General features: G+C 66.7%; 15 protein-coding genes. 10 read left to right on the top strand and 5 right to left on the bottom strand.

Features of this window, described 5'->3' with window-relative positions; translation table 11 throughout:
• Positions 1–57: 57 nt before the first annotated feature.
• Positions 58–384, top strand: coding sequence for a DUF2917 domain-containing protein (locus ACLBKS_RS10120; protein WP_410192753.1), 327 nt, complete (start codon positions 58–60; stop codon positions 382–384).
• A 53-nt stretch (positions 385–437) separates the two neighbouring features.
• Here the strand turns inward: ACLBKS_RS10120 and ACLBKS_RS10125 are convergent, their stop codons facing one another.
• On the bottom strand, positions 438–1,430 hold the full coding sequence (locus ACLBKS_RS10125; RefSeq protein WP_410192677.1) for a Bug family tripartite tricarboxylate transporter substrate binding protein: 993 nt from the start codon (positions 1,428–1,430) through the stop codon (positions 438–440).
• Positions 1,431–1,485: 55 nt separating this feature from the next.
• On the bottom strand, positions 1,486–1,950 hold the full coding sequence (locus ACLBKS_RS10130; protein ID WP_410192678.1) for a DUF3237 domain-containing protein: 465 nt from the start codon (positions 1,948–1,950) through the stop codon (positions 1,486–1,488).
• A gap of 80 nt (positions 1,951–2,030) precedes the next feature.
• Between ACLBKS_RS10130 and ACLBKS_RS10135 the strand changes: the two genes are divergently transcribed.
• Entirely contained in the window at positions 2,031–2,843 is an 813-nt protein-coding gene (locus ACLBKS_RS10135; protein WP_410192679.1) for a helix-turn-helix transcriptional regulator, read from the top strand.
• Between the two features lie 60 nt (positions 2,844–2,903).
• Here ACLBKS_RS10135 and ACLBKS_RS10140 read toward each other — a convergent pair whose 3' ends face one another.
• Positions 2,904–3,815: a DMT family transporter gene (locus ACLBKS_RS10140; RefSeq protein ID WP_410192754.1), complete on the bottom strand. Its 912-nt coding sequence runs from the start codon at positions 3,813–3,815 to the stop codon at positions 2,904–2,906.
• A gap of 8 nt (positions 3,816–3,823) precedes the next feature.
• Positions 3,824–5,095 carry a lysophospholipid transporter LplT gene (gene lplT / locus ACLBKS_RS10145; protein ID WP_410192680.1) on the bottom strand — a complete coding sequence of 424 codons (1,272 nt, stop codon included), beginning with the start codon at positions 5,093–5,095 and terminating at the stop codon, positions 3,824–3,826.
• Positions 5,096–5,293: 198 nt separating this feature from the next.
• On the opposite strand from lplT, the gene alr reads away from it, so the two are divergent.
• Complete coding sequence (gene alr, locus ACLBKS_RS10150) at positions 5,294–6,427, top strand: alanine racemase (protein WP_410192681.1); 1,134 nt, start codon at positions 5,294–5,296, stop codon at positions 6,425–6,427.
• A 47-nt stretch (positions 6,428–6,474) separates the two neighbouring features.
• Here the strand turns inward: alr and ACLBKS_RS10155 are convergent, their stop codons facing one another.
• Positions 6,475–7,458 (bottom strand): 2-dehydropantoate 2-reductase, encoded by a 984-nt coding sequence (locus ACLBKS_RS10155; protein WP_410192682.1) that lies wholly within the window; start codon positions 7,456–7,458, stop codon positions 6,475–6,477.
• 51 nt (positions 7,459–7,509) lie between these two features.
• Between ACLBKS_RS10155 and radA the strand changes: the two genes are divergently transcribed.
• From radA to ACLBKS_RS10190, 7 genes are all read left to right on the top strand, one after another.
• Positions 7,510–8,997, top strand: coding sequence for a DNA repair protein RadA (radA, locus tag ACLBKS_RS10160; RefSeq protein WP_410192683.1), 1,488 nt, complete (start codon positions 7,510–7,512; stop codon positions 8,995–8,997).
• Between the two features lie 155 nt (positions 8,998–9,152).
• Positions 9,153–9,443 (top strand): ferrous iron transport protein A, encoded by a 291-nt coding sequence (locus ACLBKS_RS10165; protein ID WP_410192684.1) that lies wholly within the window; start codon positions 9,153–9,155, stop codon positions 9,441–9,443.
• Positions 9,440–11,320 carry a ferrous iron transporter B gene (locus ACLBKS_RS10170; RefSeq protein ID WP_410192685.1) on the top strand — a complete coding sequence of 627 codons (1,881 nt, stop codon included), beginning with the start codon at positions 9,440–9,442 and terminating at the stop codon, positions 11,318–11,320. Before ACLBKS_RS10165 ends, ACLBKS_RS10170 begins: the two co-directional genes overlap by 4 nt.
• Positions 11,321–11,335: 15 nt before the next feature.
• Entirely contained in the window at positions 11,336–11,599 is a 264-nt protein-coding gene (locus ACLBKS_RS10175; RefSeq protein ID WP_410192686.1) for a DUF6587 family protein, read from the top strand.
• Positions 11,596–12,429: an aldo/keto reductase gene (locus ACLBKS_RS10180; RefSeq protein ID WP_410192687.1), complete on the top strand. Its 834-nt coding sequence runs from the start codon at positions 11,596–11,598 to the stop codon at positions 12,427–12,429. The genes ACLBKS_RS10175 and ACLBKS_RS10180 overlap by 4 nt, the downstream gene beginning before the upstream one ends.
• A 33-nt stretch (positions 12,430–12,462) precedes the next feature.
• Positions 12,463–12,909: a glycerate kinase gene (locus ACLBKS_RS10185; protein ID WP_410192688.1), complete on the top strand. Its 447-nt coding sequence runs from the start codon at positions 12,463–12,465 to the stop codon at positions 12,907–12,909.
• An 86-nt stretch (positions 12,910–12,995) separates the two neighbouring features.
• Positions 12,996–13,934 (top strand): branched-chain amino acid transaminase, encoded by a 939-nt coding sequence (locus tag ACLBKS_RS10190; RefSeq protein ID WP_410192689.1) that lies wholly within the window; start codon positions 12,996–12,998, stop codon positions 13,932–13,934.
• Positions 13,935–13,967: the final 33 nt, after the last annotated feature.

Consider the following 13,967-nt stretch of genomic DNA (forward strand, 5'->3'; position numbering starts at 1 on the left):
CGGAGGTCAGGCATGTGGTTATCGCTGGGGCAGGGTCGCTTGCAATTGGACGGGGACATGCCGGTGGCGTTCCGGCACGCCCGGGGCTGCTGGATCGAATGCACACAGGGGCGGCTCTGGCTCACCGTGCCCGGGCAGCCGGAGGACATCTTTTTGTCTCCGGGTGAGCGTGTGCGGATTGGCAGCAACGGACTGGCCTTGGTCTCCGGCTTTCCATCGGGCACCGTCAGACTGGTTCACGAGGTCTCCTGGCCGCTGTTGCAAGCGGCGTGGTCTCTGATGCGCAGGGGTGGCGCGATGCAGGGGAGCCGGGCTCCAGCAGTGTCCAAGCGCTCCAGGCCTTGGACCGCGTGGCGCCTGCGCCCCGTGCTACGCCGGAGTTGATGTCCGTCGCGCACCCCCGCCCCCAACACGGGGGCTTCGTGCTTTCATGGAACTCAGTCCGCCTTGAATCCCGTGGCGGCCACGGCCTTGCCCCATGTCACGGTGTCGGCCGCGATGATCTTGCCGAACGTGGTGGCGTCGGTGCCCGTCACGCGAAAGCCGCTTTCTTCGAGCTTGGCACGGGCCTCGGGCGCGGTGACCGCCTTGCGCACGTCGGCGCTGAGCTTGGCCAGAACGGCAGGCGGGGTCTGCGCCGGCGCCACGATGCCGAACCAGGAGCTGAATTCCAGGGATGGGTAACCTTGTTCCTTCAGCGTGGGCACGTCGGGCAGCGCCGCGGCACGGCTCGGGCCCGTGGTGCCCAGGGCCAGCAGTTTGCCGGCTTTGACATTCGGCGCGGCCAGGCCCACGCTGGCAAACACACCGTGCACGTCGCCGTTGAAGAGCCCGCCCAGCGCGTCGGCCGTGCTCTTGTAGTGCACGGCTTCGGGTTTGAGCTTGACCGCTTCTCCGAACATGAAGGCTCCGAAATGGCCTGGCGTGCCCGCGCCGAAGGTGGCCATGAACAGCCCTTTCTGCCCTTGCACCCAGCTCACGAATTCCTTGACGTTCTTCGCGGGCACCTTCTGCGGATTCACGAGCAGCGCGAAGTCGGCGCTGACCACTTGGCTCACGGGCGCGAAGTCCTTGGCCGGGTCGTAGGGCAGCTTGTTGTAGCTGCTGGGCGCGATGCTCAACTGGCCGGTCTCGCCCAGCATCAACGTGTAGCCGTCGGGCGTGGCGCGCGCGGCCTCGCTGGCGGCGATGAGGCCTGCAGCGCCGGGTTTGTTGTCCACGATCACGCCCTGGCCGCCCCAGCCCTCGGAGAGCTTTTGCGCCAGCAGCCGCGCCACGATGTCCGGGCCCGTGCCGGCTGCGAAGCCCACGATGATGCGCACGGGGCGGTTGGGATAGTTGCTTTGGGCCTGGGTCTGAGTGGCGCCCAGCAAGGCGAGCAGGGTCGCGCTGGCCAGCAAGGCCCTGCGCAGCGTGGATGGGATGGGCATGGTGTGTCTCCTGTCTTGTTGATGTGGTGATGCCTGCTCGGACAGCGGGCGGTCTTCAGTTCACGGTGAAAAAGCGCACTTCCACCTGTTCGGGTCGGCGCACGCCCGTGCCCACGAACAGACGTTCGGTGATCCAGGCCAGCGAGGCCGAGGCGGTCTCGAAACTCGGGGTGCAGCGGAAATAGACCTGCGCCGGGTCCACGGGTTCGCCGCGCAGCAGCTGCGCGGTGACCTCGGGCGCGGCGGCGCGCAGCGCCCGGTTGTGCACGTAAATCCGGTCGCCGCCGTCGGTTTCGAGCACGTAGCGCGCATCCAGTTCAGTCAGCCGCGGGCTGACGGTCAACTGGAAGTCGGCCCCGCCGGGCAGCACCTGCGCTGTCCACCCCACGCCACGCGCTTCACCGCCCAGGATGGGGATGAGACGGCGCTGGCCATGCAAGGTGGCACCAACCTCCTGCGGCGCGCCCACGCGCACCGACAAGTCGGCGAAGAAATCCAGGGAAGGCGTGGCAAGTGACATTCCGCGAGCTTAGGGCGGCGTGTGGGTGCCTGCTGTCATCCCTTAAGATGACAGCACAACACAAGCAAGCGAGGAGACGCATGCGCAAATGGACCTGCAGCGAGAGCGCTGGCGGTACGCCGCGCCATGCCCAGTTGCTCGCTGGGCTCATCCAGCAACTGGGCCAGCCCCGTTTTCGCTCCCTCTTGCTCGAATCTCTGCAACCGCTCGTGCCCGCCGCCTCATTCTCGGTGTACCGCACGGGTCACCACAGCGTGCCGCAGCTGTACTTGTCCGGCAGCCTTGGCGTGCCCGACACCACGCAAGACTGCTGGCGAGCCTATCTGTCGGGCCCTCATCTGCGAGACCGCACCCTGGTCGACGAGTCGATGGAGGAATCCTTGGACGCGGAGCAATCCCTGCTCTGCCATCTGACGGCGCGCGAAGTGCCGGCCGAGCACCGGACGCTGGTCTATGAAGCGCATGGTGTGGCCGAACGGGTCTCGGTGGTGCAGGCGCGCGAGGACGGCTTGTTCGCCGTCAACTTCTACCGCCATCAGCATCAACGGCCGTTCAGCGATGCGCAGCTCGCCGACTTCGAGACGCTGGCACCGGCTTTGATGGCGCTGGCCTGCAAGCACGTGGACTTGGCCAGTCCGTGTGCCTTCGTCGAGGAGCCCGCCGCGCTGGCGGCGCAGCGTCTGCGCGCCCTGGCGCCCGCGCTCACGCCGCGTGAACTGGACGTCTGCGTGCGCATGCTGCGCGGCATGACCTACGACGGCATCGCCAGCGACTTGGGTTTGAGCGTGCCCAGTGTGAAGACCTACCGCAATCGGGCGTTCGATCGCCTGGGCATCCACTTCCGCAACGAGCTGTACGCCTTGGTTCTGCGTCCCCATGGGACCTTGCAATGAGCCTTTGAATACCAGGTAGGCTTGGGCCGCGGCGGAGTGTGCCGCGGTTGTGCCGATGCCTCAGTGACCGGTGCCTGAGTCTCGCGTGCCGGTTCCGCGTTCGGGCCAAGCGGCCCAAGCCGCCGCCAGCAGAATCAGCCCGCCGCCCACGAGCGTGCGCTCTTGCAACTCGGCAGCGCCCAGCAACACGGAGGAGACACTGGCAAACATCACTTCGGTCAGCAAGATCAGCGACGCCGCCGCGGCGGGCAAATGGGCCGCGCCGTACTGCAGGCCCGCGCTGGCCGCCAGAAACGCCAACCCCGTCAGCAACGCCACCACCAGCCAGCCCAGCGCAGGGGCGCAGGGCGGTGCAGCCAGGCCATGCGACTGTCCGAGCAGTGCGACCACCGCCGCGAGCGAGGCGCCGCCCCCGAAAATCGCAGTCATGCGCGACGTTTCGGGCAGCGCACGCAAGCGGCGCAGCAGCACATTGGTGAGCGCGAAGCTGAAGCCGCCCGCAAGCGCCAGCCAGTCGGGCAGGCCGACCGGCAGCGGCCAATCGGATTGGGGACTCTTGAGCACGATGACCACGCCCGCCAGTGCCAGACCCAGGCGCAGCAACGCGGCCTGCGTTGGCCGTTCGCGCAGCAGCAGCCAAGCCAGCAGCACGGACCAAGCGGGCATCAGATAGAACAGCAGCACCACGCGCACCACATCCCCGATGGTGACGGCCCAGTTGAAGCTCACACTGGTCAGCCCCGACGCCGCCATGAGCAACCAGAGCCAGGGGGATGACAACAGCGGCCGCCAGGCGCCAGGGCGCCAGGTCAGCAGCAGCCCCAGGCACAGCACGTAGATCAAGCACGTGGCCCAGAGCGGGTGCAGGCCCTGTTCCTCAAGGTGGCGGAAGGGATACCAGGAACAGCCCCAGACGAAGGCATTGAGCAACAACGCCAAGGCGGCCCGCTGACGGGACCGGGCAATTGACATCGACACGGTCAGCCGTGGAGGTTGTCGTTGCGCGCGATGTCCAGCAAGCGCTGAACTTCCTGTGCGTGCACGCGCACATTGCGGCGATGCCAGTATTGAATCAGGGCCATCACGCTGGCGACCAGCAGTCCGAAGCAGGCGATGGCGGTGAAGGCCGACACGCCCATGCCCGTGCTGAAGCTGTAGAGGAACCCGAGCCCCAGGATGCAGGCCTGTTCATTGAAGTTCTGCACGGCGATGGACCGGCCCGCGCCCATCAGGTTGTGGCCACGGTGCTGCAGCAGCGCGTTCATGGGCACGACGAGGTAACCGCCCAGGCCACCCAGCAGCACGAGGAAAGGCGCTGCCACCCAGACGTTGTCGATGAAGTTGAGCAAGATGACCAGCAGGCCCATGGCGACGCCAAGGGGAGGCAGGCGCGGCGCGTCTTCCAGGCGGGTGCGCAGCGAAGCGACGATGGCGCCCGCCGCCGTGCCGATGGCCACCACGCCGACCAGTGTCGACGCCTGCGTGACGCTGTAGCCCAGCGCGGCCGCAGCCCAAGCCAGCACGATGTAGCGCAGATTGCCACTGACGCCCCAGAACAAGGTCGTGGTGGACAGCGAAATCTGACCCAGTTTGTCCTTCCACAGCCGGGTGTTGCATGTCCAGAAGTCGGGCAGCAGCGTGAGCCAGTTGCGCGGCATGGGACGCAGTTCAACGCCAGTCAGGGGGATGCGCGTGTTGAACCAGGCCGCGAGCAGGTAGACCAGGATCAAAGTGGAGATGGCCGACTCGGCCGCCGTGTCGATGGAAGGCAGATTCAGAGTCAGCAGCAGACCTGAGATGGTCGGCCCCACCAATTGCCCACCCAGAAGCACTCCCAAGATGATGGAAGAGATCGTCAGGCCTTCGATCCAACCGTTGGCCTTGACCAGCTGCGAGGCGGGCAACAGCTCGGTCAAGATGCCGTACTTGGCCGGCGAATAGGCCGCCGCACCCAGGCCGACGATGGAGTACGCCACCAGGGGATGGGTGCCAAACAGCATCATCAGGCAGCCGATGATCTTGATCGAGTTGCTGATGAGCATGACCCGCCCCTTGGGGAGCGAATCCGCGAACGCGCCCACGAAAGGCGCCAGCACCACGTAGAAGAGCGCGAACAAGGGCACGAGGGCCGCTTGTTGCCACTCGGGCGCCCGCTGGCTGCGCAGCAACTCCACCGCAGCGACGAACAGCGCGTTATCAGCCAGCGAGCTGAAAAACTGCGCTGACATGATGGTGTAGAAGCCGCGTTTCATGGGCGAGGGGGCACAGGCAGGGTGAGGCGAAGCAGCCGGTAAACCGGGGAAGGGATGCGCGCTGGGAAAGAGAGGCTGGACAAGAAGGAATGAGGGGGTGGGACGCCCTGCGCCGCCGGGGTTATAGCATGGTGCATGCTGTCACAATTCCACGCACGTGATTGAAATGACCCGGCCACCCGCGCGTCTGTTGCGTTTATGCCTCGCCCCATACAAGCCCTGATTCACACCGACGCCCTGCGTCACAACCTGGCGCGCGCGCGCGCCGCCGCGCCTGATGCCAAGGTCTGGGCCGTGGTCAAGGCCAACGCCTACGGGCATGGCATTGAGCGCGTATTCGAAAGCTTGCGCGGCGCCGATGGCTTTGCCTTGCTGGACTTGGCCGAGGCGGAGCGGGTGCGCGCCCTGGGCTGGCGCGGTCCCATCCTGCTGCTGGAAGGCGTGTTCGATCCGCGCGACCTGGAGCTGTGCTCGCGCTTGGGGTTATGGCATGTCGTGCATGAGACTCGGCAAATCGATTGGTTGGCCATGCACAAGACCCATGCGCCTCACCGGGTCTTCCTCAAGATGAACAGCGGCATGAATCGCCTGGGGTTCACTCCCGAGGCCTACCGTGCAGCCTGGGCGCGGCTCGATGCCTTGCCGCAGGTGGAAGAAATCACGTTGATCACCCATTTCAGCGATGCCGACGGCCCGCGCGGCATCGCCTCGCAGCTGGCGCTTTTCAACGCCACCACGCAGGACTTGCCCGGTGAACGCAGCCTGGCCAACAGCGCCGCGACCTTGAGGCACATGGGCGCGCATGGCGAGTCCGCCCCAGGCGCCGGGGGGTTGCGTTCCGACTGGGTGCGCCCCGGCATCGCCGTGTACGGCAGCGCGCCAGACTATCCCGAACACGACGCGACGCATTGGGACCTGCGCCCGACCATGACGTTGCGCAGTCGCCTCATCGGCGTGCAACAGTTGCAAGTCGGTGACACGGTGGGCTACGGTTCAGCGTTCACGGCGCCGCAAGCCATGCGCATCGGCGTGGTCGCGTGCGGTTATGCCGATGGCTACATGCGCGTGGCACCCACGGGCACGCCCGTGTTGGTCGACGGCGTGCGCACCCGTCTGGTGGGGCGCGTGAGCATGGACATGCTGACCGTGGACTTGGAGCCTGTGCGGCAGGCCGGCTTGACCGCGGACGTGGGCAGTGAAGTCACGCTTTGGGGCCGGGCCAGCAACGGCGCCGTGCTGGCCATCGACGAAGTCGCGCGCGCCGCGGGCACCTTGAGCTATGAGCTGATGTGCGCGGTCGCGCCTCGCGTGCCTGTGGAGGTCGCGGACTAAGACCTGCTCACGCCAATGTCTCACTCAAGGTTGACTGCGCACAGGTCCTAGTAAAGACCGTGGGTGCGCGCGTGCAAGCGCGCCAAGCCCAGCAGTGCATCGGTCGAGGGCGTGGCGACGCCGGTGAGCTGCCCCAGTTCCCGCACCGCAGCCACGAGCGCGTCCAGCTCCACCGGCCGGTTCGCCTCCACGTCCTGCAGCATCGAGGTCTTGAAGGCGCCGAGCTTGCGCGTGACGGCGTGCCGGTCTTGCGGGCTTTCCGCGATGGGAATACCGAGGCGATGGCCGATCTCCTTGGCTTCCAGCATCACGGCGGTGACGAAGTCGCGCACCAGCTCGTCGTCCAGGATGCGATCCGTGGTCGCTCCGGTGAGCGCGCTGATGGGGTTGACCGTCATGTTGCCCCAGAGCTTGTACCAGACGTCCTTCTGGATCTGCGGTGACACAGGGGCCTCGAAGCCGGCGTGGGTGAGCAGGTCGGCCAAAGCGCGCAAGCGTGCGGTGGTTCCGCCCGCGGGTTCGCCGAGGATGAGCTTGTTGCCCGCGTGCCGCCGCACGTGACCCGGACCGTCCAGCGTGCAACTGGCGTGCACCACGCTGCCGATGACCCGCGAGGCTGGAATCGCCTGGGCGATGGCGCCATCGGGGTCGATGCTGTGCAGCTGCGTGCCTTGCCAGCGTTGCCCAAAGCCATGGAAGAACCACCAGGGCACGCCGTTCATCGCGGTCAGCACCACGGTGTGGGGGCCGAGCAGGGGCGCGATGCGCCGCGCCACGTCAGGCAGGCCCGGGGCTTTCACGGCGATCACCACCAGGTCTTGCACACCCAACTGGTCTGGTTCGCTTTCGGCGCGCACGGCATGGGCGGTCGTGACCTCCTGGTGGCTCAGGCGCAAGCCCTTCAGGCGCAAGGCCTCCAGCGTCGCGCCGCGCGCGACCACGCTGAGTTCACAGCCTGCGGCGGCCAGGCCCACCCCGATCCAGCCCCCGATGGCGCCGGCCCCGTAAATACAGACGTTGCGGTATTCCATAGAACCATCATAGAACTGTGATTTCATACAGCCATCGGCTAAGATGGACAAATGGCAAAAGAAAAGACGGTTTACACCTGCGGCGAATGTGGCGGCACCAGCAGCAAATGGTTGGGCCAATGCCCGCACTGCAAAGCTTGGAACACCTTGGTCGAAAGCGTGGCCGAGACCAGTTCGCCCGCGAAAAACCGTTTCGCCGCGTTGGCCCGGACGGCCGAGGTGCAGGCCCTCGCCGACATCGAGGCCGCCGACGTCGCGCGCACCCCGACCGGTTTGGATGAACTGGACCGCGTGCTGGGCGGCGGCATCGTGGAAGGTGGCGTGGTGTTGATCGGGGGTGACCCAGGCATCGGCAAGTCGACCCTGCTGCTTCAGGCGCTGGACCATCTGCAGCGTGCTGAACTGGGTGTGTCGAGTGCAACCGAGTCTGCGCAAGACAGCGAGGGCTTGGCTCCCAGCCAGGTTCCAGGTCACTCTGAGCGTGGTGGCCCAGCGTCACGCGCGGCGCTAGGCGCTCAACGCGCAGGCGTTCTGTACGTCACCGGCGAGGAAAGTGGCGCCCAAGTCGCCCTGCGGGCTCGGCGCCTGGGCTTGGAAGGTTCCCGGGTGCAGGTGCTGGCGGAAATACAGCTTGAAAAAATCCTGGCCACGCTGGAAGCGCAGCAGCCCACGGTGGCCGTCATCGATTCCATCCAGACGGTTTATTCCGACCAACTCACGTCCGCGCCCGGCTCCGTGGCCCAGGTGCGCGAATGCGCGGCCCATCTCACGCGTGCCGCCAAGGCCAGCGGCACCAGCATCGTGCTCGTGGGCCATGTCACGAAAGAAGGGGCGCTGGCCGGCCCGCGCGTGCTGGAGCACATGGTGGACACGGTGCTGTATTTCGAGGGCGACACGCACAGCAGCTTTCGCCTGATCCGCGCCATCAAGAACCGCTTTGGCGCGGTGAATGAGATCGGCGTGTTCGCGATGACGGAAAAAGGCCTGAAGGGCGTGAGCAACCCGAGCGCGATTTTTCTGTCGCAACACGCGGAGCCCGTCCCCGGCAGTTGCGTGATGGTCACACTCGAAGGCACGCGGCCCTTGCTGGTCGAAATCCAGGCGCTGGTCGACAGCGGGGGCCCGAGCCCGCGCCGCCTGTCCGTGGGCCTGGACCGCGATCGCTTGGCCATGCTGCTGGCCGTGTTGCACCGCCACGCAGGTGTGGCCTGCATGGACCAGGACGTGTTCGTCAACGCCGTGGGCGGTGTGCGCATCAGTGAGCCCGCCGCCGATTTGGCGGTGCTGCTGTCCATCACGTCGAGCCTGCGCGGCAAGCCCCTGCCCAAGGGCTTCATTGCCTTCGGCGAAGTCGGCCTGGCGGGCGAGGTGCGGCCCGCACCGCGCGGGCAGGAGCGTCTCAAGGAAGCGGCCAAGCTGGGCTTCAGCGTGGCGGTGGTGCCCAAGGCCAACGCGCCCAAGAAGGCCATCGAGGGCCTGACCATCCACCCGGTTGAGCGAGTCGAGGAAGCGATCCAGGCTTTGCGCGGGCTGGATTGATCCAGCGCAAACCGCGTGTAAAGAGCCGTTCCGAGCGCGAACAGCTCAGGCGAGAGCCATTATCATTTGCATCGAAGCAATCGCTGTCGGTTGCCTGTTGCACATCGCTCTTCGCCTTTTGCCTATCGCTTGCCTGAACACCTTCAGGCCCTGCCATGTCGCTCGCTCCACATCCTGCTTCCATCCGACTGTCCGATCTGCCGCCAGGCGCTCGCGGCACCGTCATCGGCCTGAACCCTACCGGGGTACCGGACCCCCAACTGCTGCGCCGTCTCGGTGAGCTGGGCTTCCTCCCCGGCGAACCGGTGCAGCTGATGCGCCGCGGCCCTGGAGGTCGCGAGCCGCTCGCGGTGCAGGTGGGTGAAACCTTTTTCGCGCTGCGCCAGGTCGAGGCGCAATGCGTCGAGGTCAGCCCTGAGGCGGGCATGCCGAGGCGGTCCGCATGAGCGCCGCAGCCTTGCGCATTGCCCTGGTGGGCAATCCCAACTGCGGCAAGACGGCCCTGTTCAACCTGCTCACCGGCGCGCGCCAGAAGGTCGCGAATTACGCGGGCGTGACCGTGGAGCGCAAGGTCGGCAGCGCCACTCTGGCCGATGGCCGCACCGTCTCCGTCATCGACTTGCCCGGCGCCTACAGCCTCACGCCATCGACGCCGGATGAGGCGGTCACGCGCGACATGGTGATGGGCTTGCGCGCGGACGAGCCTGCACCTGACGTGATCGTCGCCGTGGTTGATGCCACCAACCTGGTGATGAACCTGCGCCTGGTGTTGGAGCTGCGCCGCCTTGGCCGGCCGATGATGGTGTCCGTCAACATGGTCGATGTGGCTCGAGCCCGCGGCCTGACCATCGACATCGCGCGCCTGTCCGCCGAGTTGGGTGTGCCGGTGGTCGAGACCGTGGCCGTGCAGAGCCGGGGCCACGCGGCCCTGCTCGCCGAACTGGAGCGTCAGGCCCATTGGTCCGTGCCGTCTGCGCAGCCTGTGCCGTCCGTGCCGCCGCAGTCCCAGGCGAACGAGGACGCGCTCAGCCTGTCCGAGACGCAGCGCGAGGTGCGCCGAATCCTGGCCGTGGCAGCCCCCGGTGCCGCCCAGTTCAAGCGCTTCAACCACCGGCTCGACGCCATCGTCATGCATCCGGTGGGGGGGCTGGTTTTGTTGGCCCTGCTGCTGTTTCTGATGTTCCAGGCAGTGTTCTCCTGGGCCAGCGTGCCCATGGATGCCATCAATGAGGCCATGGATTGGGCTGGCGAGACCCTGAGCGCCCACATGGCCGACGGTCCCTTGCGCAGCCTGCTGGTCGATGGCGTCATCGCTGGCGTCGGTGGGGTGCTGGTCTTCCTGCCGCAGATCCTGATCTTGTTCCTGTTCATCCTCGTGCTGGAGGATTCGGGCTACCTGCCGCGCGCCGCCTTCTTGCTGGACAACCTGATGGGCAAGGTCGGCTTGTCGGGTCGGGCCTTCATTCCCTTGCTGTCGAGTTTCGCCTGCGCCATCCCCGGCATCATGGCCACGCGCACCATCCCGAACTGGCGTGACCGGCTGGCCACCATCATGGTCGCGCCGCTGATGACCTGCTCCGCGCGGCTGCCGGTGTATGCCTTGCTGATCGGCGCCTTCGTGCCGCAGCGCACGGTGGGCGGCGTCAACCTGCAGGGGCTGACGCTGTTCGTGCTCTACCTGGCGGGCGTGCTGTCGGCCATGGCCGTGGCCTGGTTGCTCAAGCGCGTCTGGATGAAGAGCAGCTACCAGCCGCTGATGCTGGAGCTGCCGCCCTACCGCCTGCCGAACCTGCGCAACCTGGCGCTCGGTTTGTGGGAACGCGCACGTATCTTCCTGCGCCGCGTGGGCACCATCATCTTCGCTCTCACCGTGCTGCTGTGGTTCCTGTCCACCTTCCCCGCTGCGCCCGAAGGCGCGACGGGTCCGGCCATCCAGTACAGCCTGGCGGGGTCTTTGGGGCGGGCGCTGGAGGTCGTGTTCGCGCCCATCGGCTTCAATTGGCAGATTTCGATCGCTCTCGTGCCGGGCCTGGCCGCGCGCGAGGTTGCCGTCGGTGCTCTGGGCACGGTGTACGCCTTGTCCTCCACCGGGGAAGTGGCCGATGCCTTGGCGCCCGTGATCGCCCAGACCTGGTCCATGGCCACGGCCTACGCCCTGCTGGCTTGGTTCGTGTTCGCGCCGCAATGCATGTCGACGCTGGCCGTGGTGCGGCGCGAGACCAATGCCTGGCGCTATCCGCTGATCATGGCCGCTTACCTGTTCGCGCTGGCCTACTTCGCGGCCTTCGTGACTTACCGCGTCGCCCTGTGGCTGGGCGCTTGAGCAAGAGGAATGGACATGCAGACCGTCGTGGTGGCCCTGATCGTGATCGCCTGCTCGGTCTACGCCGCGCAGGCGCTGCTGCCAGCCGCCTTGCGCCGCGCGCTGGCGCGCTGGCTGGCCCTATGGCCGCGTTGGCCAGCGCCTCTGGCGCGTCGGCTGCAGCGTGCGGCAAATGCGCCCCAGGCCGGCTGCGGTTGCGATGGATGTGATCGACCTGCCACCGCTGCGCAGCGGGGAGCCGCTTCCCAGCCCATCCACATCCTGCGCCGCCGTTCATGAGCACCGTGCGCCTGCCCTCCGGCGAGCAGGTCGCGGCCCTGGGCCAGGGCACGTGGTACATGGGCGAGGACCCTCACGCCCGCAAGGTGGAGATCGCTGCCCTGCAGGCGGGGCTGGACCTGGGCCTGAGCCTGATCGACACCGCCGAGATGTACGCCGAGGGTGGGGCCGAGGAGGTGGTGGGCGAGGCCTTGGCCGGTCGGCGTGCGCAGGCTTTTCTCGTCAGCAAGGTCTACCCGCACAACGCCTCGCGCGAGGGCGTGGTCGCGGCCTGCGAGCGCAGCCTCAAACGCTTGCGCACCGACCGCATTGATCTCTACCTGCTGCACTGGCGCGGTGAACATCCCCTGGCCGAGACCGTGGCGGGTTTCGAGGCCCTGCAAGCTGCCGGCAAGATCCGGCACTGGGGGGTGAGCAACCTGGACCTCGCAGACATGAAGGCCCTGTGGCGTGTGTCGGGCGGCACCGGCTGCGCCGCCAACCAGCTGCTCTACAACCTGGGGCGACGTGGCATCGAGTGGGACCTGCATCCTTGGCTGCGCGAGCACGGCGTGCCGGTCATGGCGTACTCGCCCATCGAACAGGCCCGCCTGCTGCGCCATGCCGGTTTGCGCGCCTTCGCCGACAAGCACGGCTGCACTGTGGCCCAGGCCGCGCTGGCCTGGGTGCTTGGGCAAGACGGCGTCATCGCGATCCCGAAGAGCGCCAACGCCACCCACTTGCGTGAAAACGCAGCGGCGCGCGAGCTGCGCTTCACCCCGGCACAACGCACTGAGCTGGATGCGCTTTTCCCGCCGCCGCGGCGGGCCACGCCGCTGGAGATGCTCTGAGCCCATGAACGGGCTCTGAGACAATCCCGCGCCATGAAGATTCCTCTGCGCAAGATTCTGGTCGCGCTCGGCTTGGCCGTGCTGTTCGTGGGTGGGCATCGCGCTTGGGGCTGGGGCGGCGTGGCCCTGGTGTCGGGCGGCATCGTGATGTGGCTGCTGTTGCATTTCAACCGTTTCATGACAGTGATGCGTCGCGCCAGCGAGCGCCCGCTGGGCTATGTCGACAGCGCCGTCATGCTCAATGTCAAGCTGCGGCCGCGGGTCTCGCTGCTGCACGTCATGGCCCTCACCCGCTCCCTGGGCGAGCTGCGTTCGCCCCAGGGCCAGCAACCCGAGGTCTACCGCTGGACGGACCCGGGCGGCTCCTGGGTCGAGGCGGAGTTTGCCGATGGCCTGCTGGCCCGCTGGACGATGTGGCGACCCCAGCCGGACGACGGTGGCGAAACCTCGGCCCGAGCCGACGTGCCGGCCGCCTCGTAAAATGATCGGCTCGCGCCTTTTTTGCTTGCCTTGAATGTGTCGGGGCAGGGCGTCTTGATGCAGTGCATAGCAGAGGAAAAAGTCTCATGAGTTCCCTACCGACCTCGATGGCCGACCGCGACGGAAAAATCTGGTTCGACGGCAAGCTGGTGGAATGGCGCGACGCCAAGGTTCACGTCCTGACCCACACCCTGCACTATGGCTGCGGCGCCTTCGAAGGCGTGCGCGCCTACAACACGGTCAACGGCACGGCCATCTTCCGTTTGCAGGAACACACCGAGCGCCTGCTCAACAGCGCCAAGATCCTGCGCATGAATGTCCCCTTCACGGCCGAACAGATCAACGAAGCCCAGAAGGAAGTCGTGCGCGCCAACAAGCTGCAGAGCTGCTACATCCGTCCGCTGACCTGGATCGGCGACAAGAAGCTGGGCGTCAGCCCCAAGGGCAACACCATCCACCTGATGGTCGCCGCCTGGGAGTGGGGCGCCTACCTGGGCGAGGAAGGACTCAAGCGCGGCATCCGCGTCAAGACCAGCAGCTACGCGCGTCACCACGTCAACATCACCATGACGCAGGCCAAGGCCGTCAGCAACTACAGCAACTCCATCCTCGCCAACATGGAAGCCACCGAGGATGGGTATGACGAAGCGCTGCTGCTCGACACCGCGGGTTTCGTGGCCGAAGGCGCGGGCGAAAACATCTTCGTCATCAAGGGCGGCGTGATCTACACGCCCGACCTGTCGGCTGGCGCCCTCAACGGCATCACGCGCAACACCGTGCTGCACATCGCCAAGGACCTGGGCCTGGACGTGGTGCAAAAGCGCATCACGCGCGACGAGGTCTACATCGCCGACGAGGCCTTCTTCACCGGCACGGCCGCGGAAGTCACGCCCATCCGCGAACTGGACCGCGTGCAGATCGGCGCGGGCGCGCGTGGCCCGGTGACTGAAAAAATCCAAAGTGCGTTCTTCGACATCGTGAACGGCCGCAACGCCAAGTACGCGCATTGGCTGAGCAAGGTCTGATGACCGGAGCGACGCGTCCAAACCCTGGACGCG

This window comes from Hylemonella sp. W303a (assembly GCF_046452315.1).
Taxonomy (GTDB): Bacteria; Pseudomonadota; Gammaproteobacteria; order Burkholderiales; family Burkholderiaceae_C; genus Hylemonella.

Bases quoted from the DNA above. Each gene is read 5' to 3' on its own strand.
- ACLBKS_RS10120 (WP_410192753.1), top strand. From the start codon at position 58: ATGCCGGTGGCGTTCCGGCACGCCCGGGGCTGCTGGATCGAATGCACA.
- ACLBKS_RS10125 (WP_410192677.1), bottom strand. From the start codon at position 1,430: ATGCCCATCCCATCCACGCTGCGCAGGGCCTTGCTGGCCAGCGCGACC.
- ACLBKS_RS10130 (WP_410192678.1), bottom strand. From the start codon at position 1,950: ATGTCACTTGCCACGCCTTCCCTGGATTTCTTCGCCGACTTGTCGGTG.
- ACLBKS_RS10135 (WP_410192679.1), top strand. From the start codon at position 2,031: ATGCGCAAATGGACCTGCAGCGAGAGCGCTGGCGGTACGCCGCGCCAT.
- ACLBKS_RS10140 (WP_410192754.1), bottom strand. From the start codon at position 3,815: ATGTCAATTGCCCGGTCCCGTCAGCGGGCCGCCTTGGCGTTGTTGCTC.
- lplT (WP_410192680.1), bottom strand. From the start codon at position 5,095: ATGAAACGCGGCTTCTACACCATCATGTCAGCGCAGTTTTTCAGCTCG.
- alr (WP_410192681.1), top strand. From the start codon at position 5,294: ATGCCTCGCCCCATACAAGCCCTGATTCACACCGACGCCCTGCGTCAC.
- ACLBKS_RS10155 (WP_410192682.1), bottom strand. From the start codon at position 7,458: ATGGAATACCGCAACGTCTGTATTTACGGGGCCGGCGCCATCGGGGGC.
- radA (WP_410192683.1), top strand. From the start codon at position 7,510: ATGGCAAAAGAAAAGACGGTTTACACCTGCGGCGAATGTGGCGGCACC.
- ACLBKS_RS10165 (WP_410192684.1), top strand. From the start codon at position 9,153: ATGTCGCTCGCTCCACATCCTGCTTCCATCCGACTGTCCGATCTGCCG.
- ACLBKS_RS10170 (WP_410192685.1), top strand. From the start codon at position 9,440: ATGAGCGCCGCAGCCTTGCGCATTGCCCTGGTGGGCAATCCCAACTGC.
- ACLBKS_RS10175 (WP_410192686.1), top strand. From the start codon at position 11,336: ATGCAGACCGTCGTGGTGGCCCTGATCGTGATCGCCTGCTCGGTCTAC.
- ACLBKS_RS10180 (WP_410192687.1), top strand. From the start codon at position 11,596: ATGAGCACCGTGCGCCTGCCCTCCGGCGAGCAGGTCGCGGCCCTGGGC.
- ACLBKS_RS10185 (WP_410192688.1), top strand. From the start codon at position 12,463: ATGAAGATTCCTCTGCGCAAGATTCTGGTCGCGCTCGGCTTGGCCGTG.
- ACLBKS_RS10190 (WP_410192689.1), top strand. From the start codon at position 12,996: ATGAGTTCCCTACCGACCTCGATGGCCGACCGCGACGGAAAAATCTGG.